This window comes from Frateuria hangzhouensis, from assembly GCF_026410505.1.
GTDB lineage: Bacteria > Pseudomonadota > Gammaproteobacteria > Xanthomonadales > Rhodanobacteraceae > Frateuria_A > Frateuria_A hangzhouensis.
In genome coordinates this window covers 265,217-279,436 of the sequence record NZ_JAPMIU010000001.1, presented here as the reverse complement: position 1 = coordinate 279,436, position 14,220 = coordinate 265,217, and the positions used below count along the sequence as shown (strand labels likewise).

The window sequence follows — 14,220 nt, the reverse complement described above, 5'->3', positions numbered from 1 at the left end:
TGACGTTACGGATTGGCCTTCGACTGGCCGCGGTGGATGTTGGGCGTGAACACCCACATGCCGTCGTTCTCCCCGAGGTTCTTGACCCGGGTGCGGAACTGCAGGCGCAGCCCGAGCAGGCGAAAAATCATCTCGTCGCGCCGCGCCATCTGGCGCATCACGAAGATCACCGGCGGGATCAGCAGCAGGAAGAACAGGTTGAAATACATCGCCAGCAACATGCACCCGCCCGCGGCCATGAAGAACGGCACGTAGGGCACGCCCATGAACATGGGCGGGCGGGTGCAGCCGCGAAACAATGCATCCTTATGCATAGAAATTGAGTACGTGGGTGACCAGGCTGGCCGTGCACGCGGTGGCGCCCGAAGCGCTGGTGCTGCCGGCAAGGAACATCTTGGCGATCTGGCCCGCGGCGCCAATCAGCACCGCACCGATCAGCACGGGAGAAATGTCGGAGATGCGCTTGTGGGCGAAGGCGATCTGGTAGCCCGAGAAGACGATCGCGATGGTCACGACGATGATCGAGATCGCGTTCAGGATCTTGTTGACGCTGCTGGCGAAACCGCAGGTGGTGGCAATGGTGTCGGTGACGTCCTGGCCGAGCGCGATGCCGGGCAGCGCCAACGCCAGGCACATCGCCAGGGCGATGAACAGGGCAGCTCCGCTGCGGATCGGGTGGCGGGCGTTCGGGTTGGCAGGCAGGTTCTTGGCCATCTTGATTTTTCCTCGTGGGACGGGTTGGCAACAGCGGCCATCGGGCCATGGGCGCTTCATGGATGGCTTCCCATCGGGCAGCCGGATTCGGGACAAGGGCATGCGTGTTCGGGCACACGGGTCAGAAGACGAACGCGGCATCGGCTATCTCCTGATCCGGTGGAGGCGGCGCTCCCGTGGGTGCCGCAGGAACGAGAGGTTCATTGGGTCGATCGCCGGGGCCGCTCACGCGGGGTACGAATGCCGAGGCGATGGTGTCGGTGGCCTTGGGAATCGCGGGTAATGGAATCGTGTCGGGCGCGGGACTTTGCGCAGGAGCGGTCGTTCCCGTGGGGGCGGACACCAGCGCGCCGCCAGTCGGGTCGATGGCCACCGAACGGATCGAGACGCGATAGGCGGCACTGCCGGGCTTCCCGGCGCGCGCGGCCGGGGTTCTGTGGCCGGAAGGGTGTTCCGTCGCCTGCGGGTGGACGGTTATCGGCGCCGAGCTGTCGGGCACGCCGCCTCCGAGCGACGCGAAGACCCGCTGCACGTAGCCATCGCGGTAGCCGGCGGTGAAGTTGCCCGAGTAATAGCAACTGAAGGCCTTGCCCCAGTCGCTGTCGGACCGGCTGTAGCACTCGGCCAGGATGCGTGCCCCCACGGCGACGTTGGTGCAGGCGTCGAAGGCCTTCTCGAAGGATTCGAGCCCATAGCGTGAAAGGTTGCCGCGATTGATCTGGGCGATGCCGAGCGAATAATCGTATCCCTTCGACTCGAGCATGCGTGCGGTGGCGATGGCCTCCTCGAGCTTGCGTGGCTGGCGCTCGAGCCGGCCGCCAACGACGCCGATGGCGAACGGGTTGCCGCCGGACTCGACCTGGACGACGTGTTGCATGACCTCGGCCGGAACCGCCAGGTCGGGGCAGGACATCGGATTGAGTGCGGGGACCATCCCTTGGTTCCTCGTCGGTCAGCACGCTGGTGGCGGTGCGTCTTGCAGGAAGCCGCGCGCAGGGTCGAAGTCGATGCCGGTGATGTGTCGCTGCCCGGCATGCGCCTTGATGTGCACAACGATGTCGATCGTCAGCCGGAGTAGCCGCTTGATGGTTGCGAACTCCAGGCCGGCGCCCTCGGTGGAGGCCTTGACCATCAGGGCCAGCTGGTCCCAGGTCTGCTCGGTGCTGCCTGCGTGGCAGCTGGTGATCGAGCCGGGGTGGCCCGACGCGCAGTTGCGGATGAAATAGAACGCCTCGTCGCCGCGCAGCTCGGCCAGGATGATGCGGTCGGGCTTCATGCGCAGGCAGGTTTCCATGCAGCTTTTCGCGGTCACGTTGCTGGTGCTCTGTCCGCCCTTGGAATAGAGCAGGTGGACCACGTTGGGCTGGCTGATGAAAAGCTCGCGGGCATCCTCGATGCTCACCAGGCGCTCGGCAGCGGGGATGTGGTGGACCAGCGATTTCATGAAGGTGGTCTTGCCGCTGCCGGTCGCGCCGGACACCACGATGTTCTTCTTGCTGCGCACGGCGGCCTTGAAGAATTCGGCGTAGCGGCGCTGGGCACGCAGGTCCAGCAGCTCGCGGTCTTCCTCGCCGAGCTCGCGCGCATCCTCCAGGATCTGGTCGAAGAAGCCGTCCGCCTGGTACTGGTCCAGCGTGCGGGCCTGCTTCGAGGGCAGGCGGATGGTGATCGACACCTTGCCCGCCTCGCAGGCGGGCGGGATGACGAACTGGGCGCGCTGGCCGGTGGGAAAGGTCAGCGACACCACCGGGTCGACGTCGGTGATGCGCTGACCGGTGTTGCTTTCGTTGATTACGGCGGTGCAGAACTGGCGCGCCCGCTCGAAGGTCAACGAGGGCACGTCCACCCGCCGCCAGCCGCCACGGCTTTCCAGGTAAAGCTCGCCGGGCCGGTTGATACAGATCTCGGTGACCTCGGGCGAGGCCATGAACTCGCGCACGCCCAGCACCTCGTACTGGTAGTCGAGGAATTCGTTGGAAACGAGGGCGAGGGTGTCTTCCATGAGCCTGTTCAGAAGCGCGCGACGACGTCGCTGAAGTCGACGTCGCGGGCGACGTAGACGTAGATCACGGTGCCCTGGTTGATGGTCACCGTGGGCGGCCGGTTGGCGGCTTCGCGTACGGCCATGTCCGCAAGGTTCTGGACGGTGCGCGCGGTGTTGCTCTCGAACGGCTCCTGCACGACTACGCCGCCGGTGGCAATCGAGGACGTGGTGGGACCATGCTTGGCCGCCTCGTACTTGAAGGCGTCGCTGAGCATGCTGATGAGCAGCGCGGCGCTGATGCGGCTTCCCCAGTGCGCGTCGTAGTGGCCCGGCAGGCCGGCGCCGCCCAGGTTGTCGATGCCGGGGCTAGGCTTGCTGCTCATGTCTACGTCCACGCCGGTCGGCGTGATGATGCGGTCCCACACGACCGCGACGCGGCGGCCCTTGGGGCCGCTTGAATAGGCGCCGAGTACCTTGGAGCCCTTGGGCAGCAGCAGCTTGCGCCCGTTGAACGAGTACACCGGTTCGGTGACGAGGCAGGAGGTATAGCCGGGCACGTTGGTGACGATCCGGGTTTCCAGCACGCAACGGATGTAGGTGCCGCGCTGCATCAGCGCGTCGGCGTGCTCCAGCGGCTTGGCCTTGGTCGCGGTCACGCGGCTGGACAGCAGGGGGCTTGCGGCCGCCTGGGGTGGCGCGCCCGGCGGCGTGGACGACAGGTTGGCCACGGGGTCTGATGTGCCGGCGATCCGCCGCTCGACCAGCGAGGGTTCGTGCGCCGCATAGGCCGGCGGCGCCTGTATGAGCGAATCGGTAGACCGCGGTTGGGGCGGAAGCGTCAGGGGCGGCAGCGCCGCCTGACGGGCCAGCGGAATCGGTCGGGTTTCGGGCTTGCGCGCGGGCGGGAGGGCCAGGGCCGATGGTGCATCGGCCACGGTGACCTTCTCGTCCCTGATCTTGCGCGGTTCGTGGCGCGAGGTGGCGCTGCTGATCATCCAGTACGAGACGAACAACAGCAGCGCCACGGCCGAACCGAGCATCAGCAGCGCCCGCCGGTTCATCCGCCGCAGTTCGTTCGACCTCAGTCGCGGCGCGCCCGCATCCAGGTCCGGCGGGGCCGGCTGCTGGTAGTGCGTGGAATAGGGATTGTCCGCCAGCGCTTCGCCATGACCGGCGTTTGCGCCCTCGGCGGCCTCATAGGGGATCTGCGTGCTCACTCGGCGGCGTTCCTTCGCAGGCCGACGACGTTGTCGCCGTGGCGGATGACGAGGTAGGGATAAGTTCCGTGGACGACGATGGTGTTGCCTTCGACGGTGGTGTTGACGAGGGAGTCCTCGCCGTGCGCCGTCTCGCGCATGAAGACCGCCGGAAAGTTGCCGGTGGGGAAGCGTTTGAGGTCGCTCATCCGGATATAGGTGAAGCGTCCATCGTCATAGACGTGCGCGGGCACCAGCCATGGCGCGCGTTTGCTGCGCGTGGCGTAGTCGTAATCGAAGTTGTAGCTGCGCCCGGGGACGAGGTGGGTGTCGAGCGGCGGTGCCGCGGCGGCCTTTTTCTTCTCCTTGGAGAAGCTGGTGTCGGCCGGGTAGGCGAAGGTGATCTTGTACTGCACGCCTTCGCGCCTGGCCTGGTCCAGCACCTTCCAGTCGGTCGCCACCACTTTCAGCTCGAAGATGTAGGAATGGGTGGCGGTGCGCACCATCATGTTGGTGTCGACGTCCACGTTTTTCGGTTTCAGGTAGAACACATTGTCGCGGCGGGTGAGTTCCCAGCCGCTGCTGAACCCGGTGCTGTAGTCGAGGATCTGCTCGTTCGGGCTGAGCTCGATCTGGGTGGTGATGCCGAGGCCGGTGCGTACCGGATAGATATGGTCCGGCTGGTATTCGTACTGCTGTACGACTTGTGCTTGGACGTGCATCGGAACGGCGATACCGGTTACGCAGAGCAGCATGGCCGCCACGGCAAGGGGATGCCGGATCATTGGATCACTCCGTTGGCGGCGGTAGCCGGCGTCGGCGCCAGGAGAGGGCCGGAGGCGGGCGAAGACTGCGAGGCGGCAAAGGCCTGTGGTGTCGCCGGCGCCGCGGAAACGGCGGGGATCTCGGCGGGCGCAGGCGTGGCGTAATCGTTGTCGACGCGGTAGCTGGTGACCCAGAACCCGAGCGGGTTCTCGATCCGGTTGCGGTCGTCCATTTCCAGATTCGCCTTGTAGGTGAATTCCATCGTGGCGATCTTGCTGTCCAGCGGTTGCCTGGCGCCGCTCTGCTTGTCGTAGAGGCTGCGCTGGAAACGAACGGTGGCGCCGGTGGGCGTGCGGCCCTTGCCGGCGCCGATGAGCACGATGCTGAGTAGCTTGACGCGGATGGCCTTGTCCTTCCCGTAGGTCTTGTAGGGACTGTCCGGGTTCATCGACGAATAGAGCCGGGTATAGGCCGCTTTGACGCCCGGCGAGGCCATGGTCTGCACCGTAGTCCAGTCGCCCAGGTTGAGCAGGGCCAGGTCGTAGGACTCACGGGCCATCACGAAATGGGCGACGTTGCTGCGGTTGATCGCCTCGCTGGTGCTGATCCGGCGATGGCTGAAGTCCCCGGTCAACCGCGCCACGGTGCTGGTACCGGTGTAGGCATCGGCCATCACCAGGTAGGGCACTTTTTGCTTGAGCGGCAACATGTAGAAGTAGCCGCCGGCGAGGATCAGCGACATGCCCAGGCCAGAAAAAGCCACCCACCACGCCCGGCGCTCGCTGCGGCGGGCGATGTCGGCGATTGTGAGTTCGTAGTTGACCGCCCTGGAGACGGCTTCCCCGACCCTGCCGGGACCGGTCTTGCGGGCGCGCATCAGCGGGCTCCGCCGCTGGTTTCGGGAGAGGCGGTCGTCGTGCGCTCAGTTGCTGCCTGCGACGGTGCAACCGGATCGCGTGGCTTGGTCCGGGAACCCAGCGTCCTGGCGCGATCGACCTGCAGGCGTCCGTCCGCGACGGTAATGGACACGCCCTGGGCCGCGTAGATCGCGCTGAGTTTGCTGGCTGCCTGGCGGATGTCGCCGGTGCGGACCTTGGTGACCGGCGCGAACAGGGTGTAGTCGGATGGCATGCGATAGACCAGCGTCATGCCGGTATCGCTGGTCCATCGGATCAGCATGGTTCGCAGCGTCTCGTCCATCGGCGAGGCGTAGTAGGTGTAGGGGCGGTTCAACGGAATCTCGGTGGTGGACGACTGGAAACGGTTGACCGGTTTCCAGTGACCGCCGAAGTCCTTGGCGGCAGGTGTTCCGCAGCCTGCCAGCAGGAGGGCCGGCAGCAGGGTTCCCAGGATTCGGTTCGGAGAAACCTTGTTCACGTGGTACTCGCAAGTGAAGGCGGCTGTCAGCCGCGTGGCGAATGACGTCGGCGCGCGCCGGCACGGACGCGGCAGAACCGCGCCTAGGCCCAGGCCGGGCGCATCAGGAAAAGCTGGAGCAGGCGATCGGCAGCAGCGATGGCAGGCGGTCGCATCGGCGGGCACATGCGCAAGCGAAACGATCGTCCATGCTTGCCAATTTCGTCGCGAGGGCGGCGGAAAGCCTCAGCTTCCGCACGGCACGAGATAGCGCTTCCATTCAGACTCCCCTGTCCAATCCATCTTCAAGCAGATCGCTCCGGTGCGAGGGGAGCGGCCCGTTGGCAGCAAGCGTTCACATCAATTGAACGCGGGATCATTACAGCCGCCGCCGATGTCCACGACAAGCCTGACGCTTCAGTTTGTAACGTAATCCGCAGGACATTCGTGTCGTCGGAAAAGCCTTACCACCGGATGGGCGGATGGCTTTCAGCGCGACTCAGCCGCGGCGAAAGATCGTCAGAATCGGAGACTTCGACTGGACCTCCTAGAACTTGCGTCGCGCCCCATCATCGTCTACATTTGCCGCCTGTTGTATTAACGCGTTAGTACATTATGAAGCGACGAGCGATCGACCCCGAGACCCCGAACGAGTCGGTGGAGCGAAGCCTATGCGAGGCGCTGCTGGCGTTGCGCGAGGTGGACGAGATGCAGGCGTTCCTGCATGACCTGTGCACGCCGGCGGAGCTGGAGGCGATGGTGGATCGCTGGCGGGTGGTGCCGTACCTGCTGGAGGAGTTGTCCTACCGGGAGATCCACGAGCGCACGGGGGTGAGCATCACCACCATCGGGCGGGTGGCGCGGTACCTCAACCAGGGCAACGGCGGCTATCTCGCGGCGGCGGCGCGCGCGGCACGCAAGCGCAAGACCGCCAAGGCACGGGCATGAGGCCGCGCGATCGGTTGCGCATCGCGATGCAGAAGTCGGGCCGGCTGACCGAGCCGGCACGGGATCTGTTGACCCGTTGCGGTCTCACGTTCCGGCAGAGCCGCGACAAGTTGTTCTGCTTCGGCGAGGGCGAGCCGGTAGACCTGCTGCTGGTGCGCGATGACGACATTCCCGGGTTGATCGCGCAGGGCGTCTGCGACCTGGGCATCGTCGGGCGCAACGTGCTCAACGAGTACGAACTGACCGCCGGACAGGCCGATGCCGTCGCGCTGGCGGAATGGCGGCCGCTGGGCTTCGGCCGCTGCCGGCTGTCGCTGGCGGTGCCACAGGAACTGGCTTACGCCGGCGCCGCCGACCTGGCCGGCCGGCGCATCGCCACGTCCTATCCGGGCCTGCTCGGGCGCTGGTTGCGCAAGCACGGCATCGATGCCGGCGTGCTGACGCTGGCCGGTTCCGTGGAGATTGCGCCGCGGCTGGGTACGGCCGATGCCATCTGCGATCTGGTGCAGAGCGGCGGCACGCTGATGGCCAACCAGTTGCGCGAAGCGGAGGTGGTGCTGGAAAGCGAGGCGCTGCTGGTCGGCCCGCAGGTGTTGCCGGCCGACGAGCGCGGCGACCTGGTCGAGCTGCTGCTCAAGCGCATCGACGGGGTAATCCAGGTGCGCGAGTCGCGCCTGTTGCTGTTGCAGGCGTCGCGCGGCTCGCTGGACGCGATCACCCGCCTCTTGCCCGGTGGGCCGCAACCGACACTGCTGCCGCTGTCCGGGCAGCCGGACCAGGTGATGCTGCAGGCGCTGTGCGCTGGCGAGGTTAGCTGGCGCCAGTTGGAGGAGATCAAGAAGGCCGGCGCGCGCGAGATGTTCGTATTGCCGGTGGAGAGGATGCTGGCATGAAACGGCTGGTGTGGAACGAGCTGGATGAGCAGGGGCGCCTCCAGGCGCTTGCGCGGCCGGCGCTGGCGCGTGGCGAGGCATTGTGCGAAGGCGTGGGGCAGATCATCGCGCAGGTGCGTGCGCGTGGCGACGATGCGCTTGTCGACTTCACCCGTGCCTATGATGGTTGCACGCTCGATCGGCTCGAAGTCGCGGTGGCTGAATTCGACGCCGCCGAGGCGGCCCTCGACCCGTCGCTGAAGGCGGCGATCCGCGACGCAGCCGGGCGCATCGAGGCATTCCATCGGGCCACCGCGCCCGCCCCCGTATCGATCGATACTGCGCCGGGCGTACGGGTCGAGCGCGTGCTGCGGCCGATCGCGCGGGTAGGCCTTTACGTGCCGGCCGGAAGCGCTCCCTTGCCGTCGACGGCGCTGATGCTGGCCGCGCCGGCGAGCATCGCGGGCTGCCGCCAGATCGTGATGTGCTCGCCCGCACGGCCGGATGGCCGCTGCGATCCGGCGGTGTTGTACGTCGCCCGCGTGCTCGGCGTGCACCGGGTGTTCAAGCTCGGCGGCGCGCAGGCGATTGCAGCGATGGCTTATGGCACCGCCAGCGTGCCTCGCTGCGACAAGGTGTTCGGGCCGGGCAACGCCTGGGTCACCGAGGCCAAGCTGCAGGTGTCCAATGGCCCGGACGGGGCGGCCATCGACATGCCGGCGGGGCCGTCGGAGGTGCTGGTCGTCGCCGATGCACAGGCCGAGCCCGCGTTCGTGGCCGCGGACCTGCTTTCGCAGGCCGAACACGGGCCCGATTCGCAGGTCTTGCTGGTCAGTCCGTCGGCTGGCGTGCTCGATGCCGTCGCGGCCGAGGTCCGGCGCCAATGCGAAACCCTGCCGCGGGCGGCGATCGCGCGCGAGGCGCTGGCGCACAGCCGGCTTATCCTGGTCGATTCGCTGGAGCAGGCGCTCGAGGTTAGCAACTGCTATGCGCCGGAACACCTGATTCTGCAGCTGGCCGCGCCGCGCGCGTGGCTGGATCGCGTAGAGAACGCCGGTTCGGTGTTCCTGGGGGCCTGGACGCCCGAGTCGGTGGGCGACTATGCCAGCGGCAGCAACCATGTGTTGCCCACCTATGGTTACGCGCGCAGCTACAGCGGCGTGTCGGTGGCCAGCTTCCTGAAGCAGATCAGCGTGCAGGAACTGACCTGCGATGGCCTGCGCGAGATCGGTCCGTGCACGGCAATCCTGGCCGCGGCCGAACAGTTGGAGGCGCATCGTCGCGCGGTCACCTTGCGGCTGGCCGCGCTGGACGAACGCGCGGAGGTGCCGGTCGCATGAGCGTGCTGGAGCTTGCGCGCGCGGAGATCCGCGCGCTGGTGCCGTATTCCTCCGCGCGCATGGAAGCGACGGGCGGAGAGGTGCTGCTCAACGCCAATGAATCGGCCTGGGCGCCCTTCGGCGATGCCGGGCTGGGTTGCCATCGCTACCCCGAACCGCAACCTGCCGCACTGGTCGAGCGGCTCGCCAAGTTGTACGGCGTGCGAAGCGGGCAGGTGCTGGTCGGCCGCGGCAGCGACGAGGCGATCGACCTGCTGGTGCGTGCTTTCTGCCGTGCCGGCGAGGACGCAATCCTGGTGCAGCCGCCGACCTTCGGCATGTATGCGTTGTGCGCCCGCGTGCAACACGCGGCGGTGATCGAGGTACCGCTGGCGCCGGATTTCTCGCTCGACGTCGATGCGGTGCTGGCGGCGCTGACGCCGGCGGTGAAGCTGGTGTTCGTCTGCGCGCCGAACAATCCGAGCGGTGCCGGCGTGCCGATGGAAGCGATCGAACGTCTGGCGCAGCGGCTGGACGGAAGCGCCCTGCTGGTCGTGGACGAGGCGTACGTGGAGTTTGCCGGCGGCGCCAGCGCCACGGCGTTGCTCGATCGTTACGAACACCTGGCCGTGTTGCGCACGCTGTCCAAGGCTTATGCATTGGCTGGTGCCCGCATCGGTTGCCTGCTCGCGCATCCGGAGGTGGTGGCGTTGCTGCAGCGAATCTTGCCGCCGTATCCGTTGCCGCGACCGTGCGTGGCTGCCGCGCTGGAAGCGCTGTCGCCGGCGGGACAGGCGGCTGTGCGGGATCACATCGAGTTGGTGCGCGCAGAGCGAACGCGGATGGCCATGGCGCTGCGCGCGATGCCGGGCGTACGCGCAGTGCTTCCGTCGCAGGCGAATTTTCTGGCGGTACGTTTCGACGATGCGGCAGATGCATATCGGCGGCTGATCGAGTCAGGCATCGTGGTGCGCGATGTGCGCCGCTATCCGGGCCTGGGCGATGCCTTGCGCATTACGCTCGGGACTGTGCAGGAGAACGATCGTGTACTCGCCGTGTTTGGCGAAAAAACATGAGCCTTGCCCGCGATGGTGAGGGCACACGCTGCGCGCCGCTTTTTGCCGGCCAGCGCATGGCGGTCGCGCACAAGCGGCATTCCGGCAACGGGAGAGCTGCGGCATGAGGCACAAGATCCTCTTTGTCGATCGCGATGGCTGCCTGATCGTCGAGCCGCCGGACGAGCAGATCGACAGCTTTGCCAAACTCGACCTGATGCCGGGTGTGATCGCCGCGTTGCAACGCTGCGTGGCGGCTGGCTACGAGCTGGTGATGGTGACCAACCAGGACGGGCTGGGGACCGGGAGCTTTCCCGAGGAGGCGTTTCGCGGGCCGCAGGAATTGTTGCTGCGCATCCTTGCCTCGCAAGGCATCGCATTTCGCGAGGTCCTGGTGGATCGCAGTTTCGAGCATGAAGGCATGGATACGCGTAAGCCCGGTACCGGCCTGCTGCGGCATTACTTGTCCGACGACGGATGGAGCCGGGCCGCGTCAGCGGTGATCGGCGACCGCGCGAGCGACATGCAACTGGCGGCCAACCTTGGCGTGCGCGGCTTTCGGGTCGGCCCGCAGGGCGGGAGCTGGGAAGGGGTCGCGCACCAGTTACTGGATGCTCCGCGCGTCGGGGCCGTGACCCGGTGTACGCGCGAGACCGCCATCGAGGTGGATGTCGATCTGGATCGTTGCGCCGATCCGCAGATCCGCACCGGGCTGGGCTTTTTCGACCACATGCTGGAGCAGTTGGGCAAGCACGGCGGCTTCGCGCTCACGCTTGCCTGCACGGGCGACACGGAGGTGGACGAACACCACACCGTGGAGGACTGCGGCCTCGCACTGGGCCAGGCATTGCGCCAGGCGCTGGGCGACAAGCGTGGCATCGGCCGCTATGGCTTTACCCTGCCGATGGACGAGGCTCTTGCCAGCGCGGCGCTGGATATCTCGGGCCGGCCGTACTTCGTGTTCGAAGGCCGCTTCCCGCGCGAGCGGGTGGGCGAGTTGCCGACCGAGCTGGTCGGGCACTTCTTCCGCTCGCTGTGCGAAACGCTGGGTGCCAACCTGCATTTGTCGGTGCGCGGCGAGAATGCGCACCACATGGTCGAAGCGTGCTTCAAGGCCGTTGCCCGCGCGCTGCGCCAGGCGCTGCGCCGCGAAGGTACCGCGCTGCCCAGCACCAAGGGGACGCTATGACCATGCCGCTTGCAACTTTCGCCACGACGCGGTCGGCGGATGATCGGCAACCCTCGCCTTCGGTCGTGCTCGTGGATGCTGGCGGTACCAACATCGGCTCCATGCGCTATGCGTTGCAGCGCCTGGGCGTCCAGGCACCGTTGACCTCCGACCCGGAGACGATCCGCAGCGCGGGCAAGGTCATCCTGCCGGGCGTCGGCGCAGCCGCCCCGGCCATGGCCCGCCTGCGGGCATCGGGCCTGGTCGAGCTGCTGCGTGGACTCACCCAGCCGGTGCTTGGGGTCTGCCTGGGCATGCAACTGCTGTGCGCGCATTCCGAAGAAGGCGGGGTGGATTGCCTGGGCGTGATTCCCGCCTGCGTGCGCCGGCTGCAACCCGCGCCGGGCCTGCGGGTGCCGCACATGGGATGGAACCGGCTGCGCGCCTGCGCTGCCCATCCCTTGCTCGAAGGGCTGGACGACGACGCCCAGGCCTACTTCGTGCACAGCTACGCGGTGCCGGTGGGCGATGCCACGCTTGCGGTGGCCGAACACGGATCGGCGTTCTCGGCGGTGATCGCCCGCGGCAACTTCCAGGGCATGCAATTTCATCCGGAACGCTCCGCTGCGGTGGGCGCCCGCCTGCTGCACAACTTCCTTGCGCTATGAAACACGACATCATCCCCGCCATCGACCTGCGCGCAGGCCAGGTCGTACGCCTGGCCCAGGGCGACTACGCGCGCCAGACCACGTACTCCGACGATCCGGTCGCGCTGGCCGAAAGTTATGCCGCGGCCGGTGCGCGGTGGCTGCACGTGGTCGACCTGGATGGCGCGCAATCGGGTGGCCTGGCCAACCTGCCGGTCATCGAAGCGCTCGCGCGCACCGGCTTGCGCGTGCAGGCGGGCGGCGGCGTGCGCGGCATCGCCGACGTGCACCGCTTGTTCGATGTGGGCGTCGAGCGCGTGGTCGTGGGCAGCGTGGCGATCCGCGATCCGCAACGGGTCGCGAACTGGCTGGACCGTCATGGCGGCGAGCGCTTCACCATCGCGCTGGACACCCGCTGGACGGACGACCGCTGGATGCTGCCGAGCGCGGGCTGGACAAGGGCCGAGGCGCGCACGCTCGACGAACTGGCGCCCTGGTACGCGGCGCATGGTGCGCGCCACCTGCTGTGTACCGATATCGACCGCGACGGCATGCTCGCCGGTTTCAACCTGGCGCTGTATCGACACTTGGCGGAGCTCGCACCGGCGTTGTCCGTGCAGGCGTCCGGCGGCGTGCGTTCGATGGCGGACATCCGCGCCGTGCGGGGCGCTGGCGCGCGTGGCGTGATCCTCGGCCGAGCGTTGCTCGAAGGCCGCTTCACGTTGGGCGAGGCGCTGGCATGTTGAGCCGCCGCATCATCCCCTGCCTGGACGTACGCGATGGGCAGGTGGTCAAGGGCGTGCGCTTCCGCGATCACGCGGTGGTGGGTGGTATCGTCGAGCTGGCGCTGCGCTATCGCGACGCCGGCGCGGACGAACTGGTGTTCTACGACATCACCGCCAGCCCCGAGCGGCGCGCGGTCGACCGCGCATGGGTCGAACGGGTGGCGCGAGAGATAGATATTCCGTTTTGCGTGGCCGGTGGCATCCGCAGCGTCGATGAGGCGCGCGCGGTGCTGCATGCCGGGGCCGACAAGGTATCGATCAACTCGCCGGCGCTGGAACGGCCGGCGCTGATTACCGAACTGGCCGATGCGTTCGGCGTGCAATGCGTGGTGGTCGGCGTCGATTCGCTGCGCGATGGCGACGGCCAGTGGCGCGTGCGTCAGTACACCGGCGATCCCTCGCGCGCACAGGCGCTGCCGTGGCGCACCCTGGACTGGGTGGTCGAAGCCCAGCGCCTGGGTGCGGGCGAGATCGTACTCAATTGCATGGGCAGCGATGGCGTGCGCGCCGGCTACGACGTGGCGCAACTGGCGCAGGTGCGAGCGGTCTGCGCGGTGCCGCTGATCGCCTCCGGCGGCGCCGGTACGCCAGAGCATTTCCGCGACGTATTCGTCCGGGCCGACGTGGACGGAGCGCTGGCGGCGAGCGTGTTCCATACCGGCGCGGTCGACATCAACGCGTTGAAGCACTGGCTCGCCGGGCAGGGCATGGCGGTGCGTGTTCCAACGCGGCAACGCATGCAGGTGGGTTCATGACTGAAGATCTCGACTTCGGCAAGGGCGGTGGTCTGGTGCCGGCGATCGTGCAGCACTGGTTGACCGGTGCAGTGCTGATGCTCGGCTACATGGACGCCGAGGCGCTGGCGGTCACGCGCGCCAGCGGTCTGGTGACCTTCCATAGCCGCAGCAAGGCCCGCTTGTGGACCAAGGGCGAGCATTCCGGGCACGTGCTACGGCTAAAGGGCCTGCACGTCGACTGCGATGCGGATGCGTTGCTGGTATTGGCCGAGCCGGCCGGGCCCACCTGCCATCGCGGGACCGCCAGTTGCTTTGGCGAGGCGCGGCCGCCACTGGGTTTTCTTGCCGAACTCGATGCACTGGTTGCCCGTCGCGCCGCCGAGCGACCCGCCGGCAGCTATACCACTGGACTATTCGAGGGCGGCATTCGCCGCATCGCACAGAAGGTCGGCGAGGAAGGCGTCGAGACGGCGCTCGCCGCGGTGGCGCAGGGGGATGCGGAACTGCTTGGCGAAGCCGCCGACCTGCTGTTCCACCTGACGGTGGCGCTGCGTGCGCGTGGGCTCGGGCTTGCCGATGTCGCCACGTTGCTTGCCGATCGGCATGCGCAACGGTCCAAAGGCTGACCGGGGCCGCCAGAGAAGCCATTTCTGCCCAGACCGGTACGCGACCGT

The 14,220-nt window shown here is 67.3% G+C and carries 17 protein-coding genes; 9 read left to right on the top strand and 8 right to left on the bottom strand.

Annotated elements, in window-relative coordinates; all coding sequences use genetic code 11:
• Positions 1–5: 5 nt before the first annotated feature.
• The 8 genes from OSC30_RS01240 to OSC30_RS01205 all read right to left on the bottom strand — a co-directional run bounded on the left by OSC30_RS01240 (position 6) and on the right by OSC30_RS01205 (position 6,036).
• A complete protein-coding gene (locus tag OSC30_RS01240; protein ID WP_267170005.1) occupies positions 6–314 on the bottom strand; it encodes a VirB3 family type IV secretion system protein in 309 nt (102 codons plus the stop codon).
• Complete coding sequence (locus OSC30_RS01235; protein WP_267170004.1) at positions 307–714, bottom strand: TrbC/VirB2 family protein; 408 nt, start codon at positions 712–714, stop codon at positions 307–309. Before OSC30_RS01235 ends, OSC30_RS01240 begins: the two co-directional genes overlap by 8 nt.
• Before the next feature lie 121 nt (positions 715–835).
• Complete coding sequence (locus OSC30_RS01230) at positions 836–1,648, bottom strand: lytic transglycosylase domain-containing protein (protein ID WP_267170003.1); 813 nt, start codon at positions 1,646–1,648, stop codon at positions 836–838.
• 18 nt (positions 1,649–1,666) lie between these two features.
• Entirely contained in the window at positions 1,667–2,716 is a 1,050-nt protein-coding gene (gene virB11, locus OSC30_RS01225; protein WP_267170002.1) for a P-type DNA transfer ATPase VirB11, read from the bottom strand.
• A gap of 8 nt (positions 2,717–2,724) precedes the next feature.
• Positions 2,725–3,915: a TrbI/VirB10 family protein gene (locus OSC30_RS01220; RefSeq protein WP_267170001.1), complete on the bottom strand. Its 1,191-nt coding sequence runs from the start codon at positions 3,913–3,915 to the stop codon at positions 2,725–2,727.
• Positions 3,912–4,649: a TrbG/VirB9 family P-type conjugative transfer protein gene (locus OSC30_RS01215; RefSeq protein WP_267170137.1), complete on the bottom strand. Its 738-nt coding sequence runs from the start codon at positions 4,647–4,649 to the stop codon at positions 3,912–3,914. Before OSC30_RS01215 ends, OSC30_RS01220 begins: the two co-directional genes overlap by 4 nt.
• A 26-nt stretch (positions 4,650–4,675) precedes the next feature.
• Entirely contained in the window at positions 4,676–5,536 is an 861-nt protein-coding gene (locus OSC30_RS01210) for a VirB8 family type IV secretion system protein (RefSeq protein ID WP_267170000.1), read from the bottom strand.
• On the bottom strand, positions 5,536–6,036 hold the full coding sequence (locus OSC30_RS01205; RefSeq protein WP_267169999.1) for a TcpQ domain-containing protein: 501 nt from the start codon (positions 6,034–6,036) through the stop codon (positions 5,536–5,538). The genes OSC30_RS01210 and OSC30_RS01205 overlap by 1 nt, the downstream gene beginning before the upstream one ends.
• 594 nt (positions 6,037–6,630) lie before the next feature.
• On the opposite strand from OSC30_RS01205, the gene OSC30_RS01200 reads away from it, so the two are divergent.
• The 9 genes from OSC30_RS01200 to hisIE all read left to right on the top strand — a co-directional run bounded on the left by OSC30_RS01200 (position 6,631) and on the right by hisIE (position 14,172).
• The gene (locus tag OSC30_RS01200) at positions 6,631–6,963 is read left to right on the top strand and encodes a YerC/YecD family TrpR-related protein (protein ID WP_267169998.1); all 333 of its coding nucleotides are present in this window, start codon (positions 6,631–6,633) and stop codon (positions 6,961–6,963) included.
• Positions 6,960–7,856: an ATP phosphoribosyltransferase gene (hisG, locus tag OSC30_RS01195; RefSeq protein WP_267169997.1), complete on the top strand. Its 897-nt coding sequence runs from the start codon at positions 6,960–6,962 to the stop codon at positions 7,854–7,856. Before OSC30_RS01200 ends, hisG begins: the two co-directional genes overlap by 4 nt.
• Positions 7,853–9,175: a histidinol dehydrogenase gene (hisD, locus tag OSC30_RS01190; RefSeq protein ID WP_267169996.1), complete on the top strand. Its 1,323-nt coding sequence runs from the start codon at positions 7,853–7,855 to the stop codon at positions 9,173–9,175. The genes hisG and hisD overlap by 4 nt, the downstream gene beginning before the upstream one ends.
• Positions 9,172–10,230 carry a histidinol-phosphate transaminase gene (gene hisC, locus OSC30_RS01185; protein ID WP_267169995.1) on the top strand — a complete coding sequence of 353 codons (1,059 nt, stop codon included), beginning with the start codon at positions 9,172–9,174 and terminating at the stop codon, positions 10,228–10,230. Before hisD ends, hisC begins: the two co-directional genes overlap by 4 nt.
• Positions 10,231–10,333: 103 nt before the next feature.
• Positions 10,334–11,398, top strand: coding sequence for a bifunctional histidinol-phosphatase/imidazoleglycerol-phosphate dehydratase HisB (gene hisB / locus OSC30_RS01180; RefSeq protein ID WP_267169994.1), 1,065 nt, complete (start codon positions 10,334–10,336; stop codon positions 11,396–11,398).
• 2 nt (positions 11,399–11,400) lie between these two features.
• A complete protein-coding gene (hisH, locus tag OSC30_RS01175) occupies positions 11,401–12,045 on the top strand; it encodes an imidazole glycerol phosphate synthase subunit HisH (protein ID WP_267169993.1) in 645 nt (214 codons plus the stop codon).
• A complete protein-coding gene (gene hisA, locus OSC30_RS01170) occupies positions 12,042–12,770 on the top strand; it encodes a 1-(5-phosphoribosyl)-5-[(5-phosphoribosylamino)methylideneamino]imidazole-4-carboxamide isomerase (protein ID WP_267169992.1) in 729 nt (242 codons plus the stop codon). The genes hisH and hisA overlap by 4 nt, the downstream gene beginning before the upstream one ends.
• Complete coding sequence (hisF, locus tag OSC30_RS01165) at positions 12,764–13,564, top strand: imidazole glycerol phosphate synthase subunit HisF (RefSeq protein WP_267169991.1); 801 nt, start codon at positions 12,764–12,766, stop codon at positions 13,562–13,564. The genes hisA and hisF overlap by 7 nt, the downstream gene beginning before the upstream one ends.
• Complete coding sequence (gene hisIE / locus OSC30_RS01160; RefSeq protein WP_267169990.1) at positions 13,561–14,172, top strand: bifunctional phosphoribosyl-AMP cyclohydrolase/phosphoribosyl-ATP diphosphatase HisIE; 612 nt, start codon at positions 13,561–13,563, stop codon at positions 14,170–14,172. Before hisF ends, hisIE begins: the two co-directional genes overlap by 4 nt.
• Positions 14,173–14,220: the final 48 nt, after the last annotated feature.

Excerpts from the sequence above, each read along its gene's own strand:
- OSC30_RS01240 (WP_267170005.1), bottom strand. The coding sequence starts at position 314 with ATGCATAAGGATGCATTGTTTCGCGGCTGCACCCGCCCGCCCATGTTC.
- OSC30_RS01235 (WP_267170004.1), bottom strand. The coding sequence starts at position 714 with ATGGCCAAGAACCTGCCTGCCAACCCGAACGCCCGCCACCCGATCCGC.
- OSC30_RS01230 (WP_267170003.1), bottom strand. The coding sequence starts at position 1,648 with ATGGTCCCCGCACTCAATCCGATGTCCTGCCCCGACCTGGCGGTTCCG.
- virB11 (WP_267170002.1), bottom strand. The coding sequence starts at position 2,716 with ATGGAAGACACCCTCGCCCTCGTTTCCAACGAATTCCTCGACTACCAG.
- OSC30_RS01215 (WP_267170137.1), bottom strand. The coding sequence starts at position 4,649 with ATGCTGCTCTGCGTAACCGGTATCGCCGTTCCGATGCACGTCCAAGCA.
- OSC30_RS01210 (WP_267170000.1), bottom strand. The coding sequence starts at position 5,536 with ATGCGCGCCCGCAAGACCGGTCCCGGCAGGGTCGGGGAAGCCGTCTCC.
- OSC30_RS01200 (WP_267169998.1), top strand. The coding sequence starts at position 6,631 with ATGAAGCGACGAGCGATCGACCCCGAGACCCCGAACGAGTCGGTGGAG.
- hisG (WP_267169997.1), top strand. The coding sequence starts at position 6,960 with ATGAGGCCGCGCGATCGGTTGCGCATCGCGATGCAGAAGTCGGGCCGG.
- hisD (WP_267169996.1), top strand. The coding sequence starts at position 7,853 with ATGAAACGGCTGGTGTGGAACGAGCTGGATGAGCAGGGGCGCCTCCAG.
- hisC (WP_267169995.1), top strand. The coding sequence starts at position 9,172 with ATGAGCGTGCTGGAGCTTGCGCGCGCGGAGATCCGCGCGCTGGTGCCG.
- hisB (WP_267169994.1), top strand. The coding sequence starts at position 10,334 with ATGAGGCACAAGATCCTCTTTGTCGATCGCGATGGCTGCCTGATCGTC.
- hisH (WP_267169993.1), top strand. The coding sequence starts at position 11,401 with ATGCCGCTTGCAACTTTCGCCACGACGCGGTCGGCGGATGATCGGCAA.
- hisA (WP_267169992.1), top strand. The coding sequence starts at position 12,042 with ATGAAACACGACATCATCCCCGCCATCGACCTGCGCGCAGGCCAGGTC.
- hisF (WP_267169991.1), top strand. The coding sequence starts at position 12,764 with ATGTTGAGCCGCCGCATCATCCCCTGCCTGGACGTACGCGATGGGCAG.
- hisIE (WP_267169990.1), top strand. The coding sequence starts at position 13,561 with ATGACTGAAGATCTCGACTTCGGCAAGGGCGGTGGTCTGGTGCCGGCG.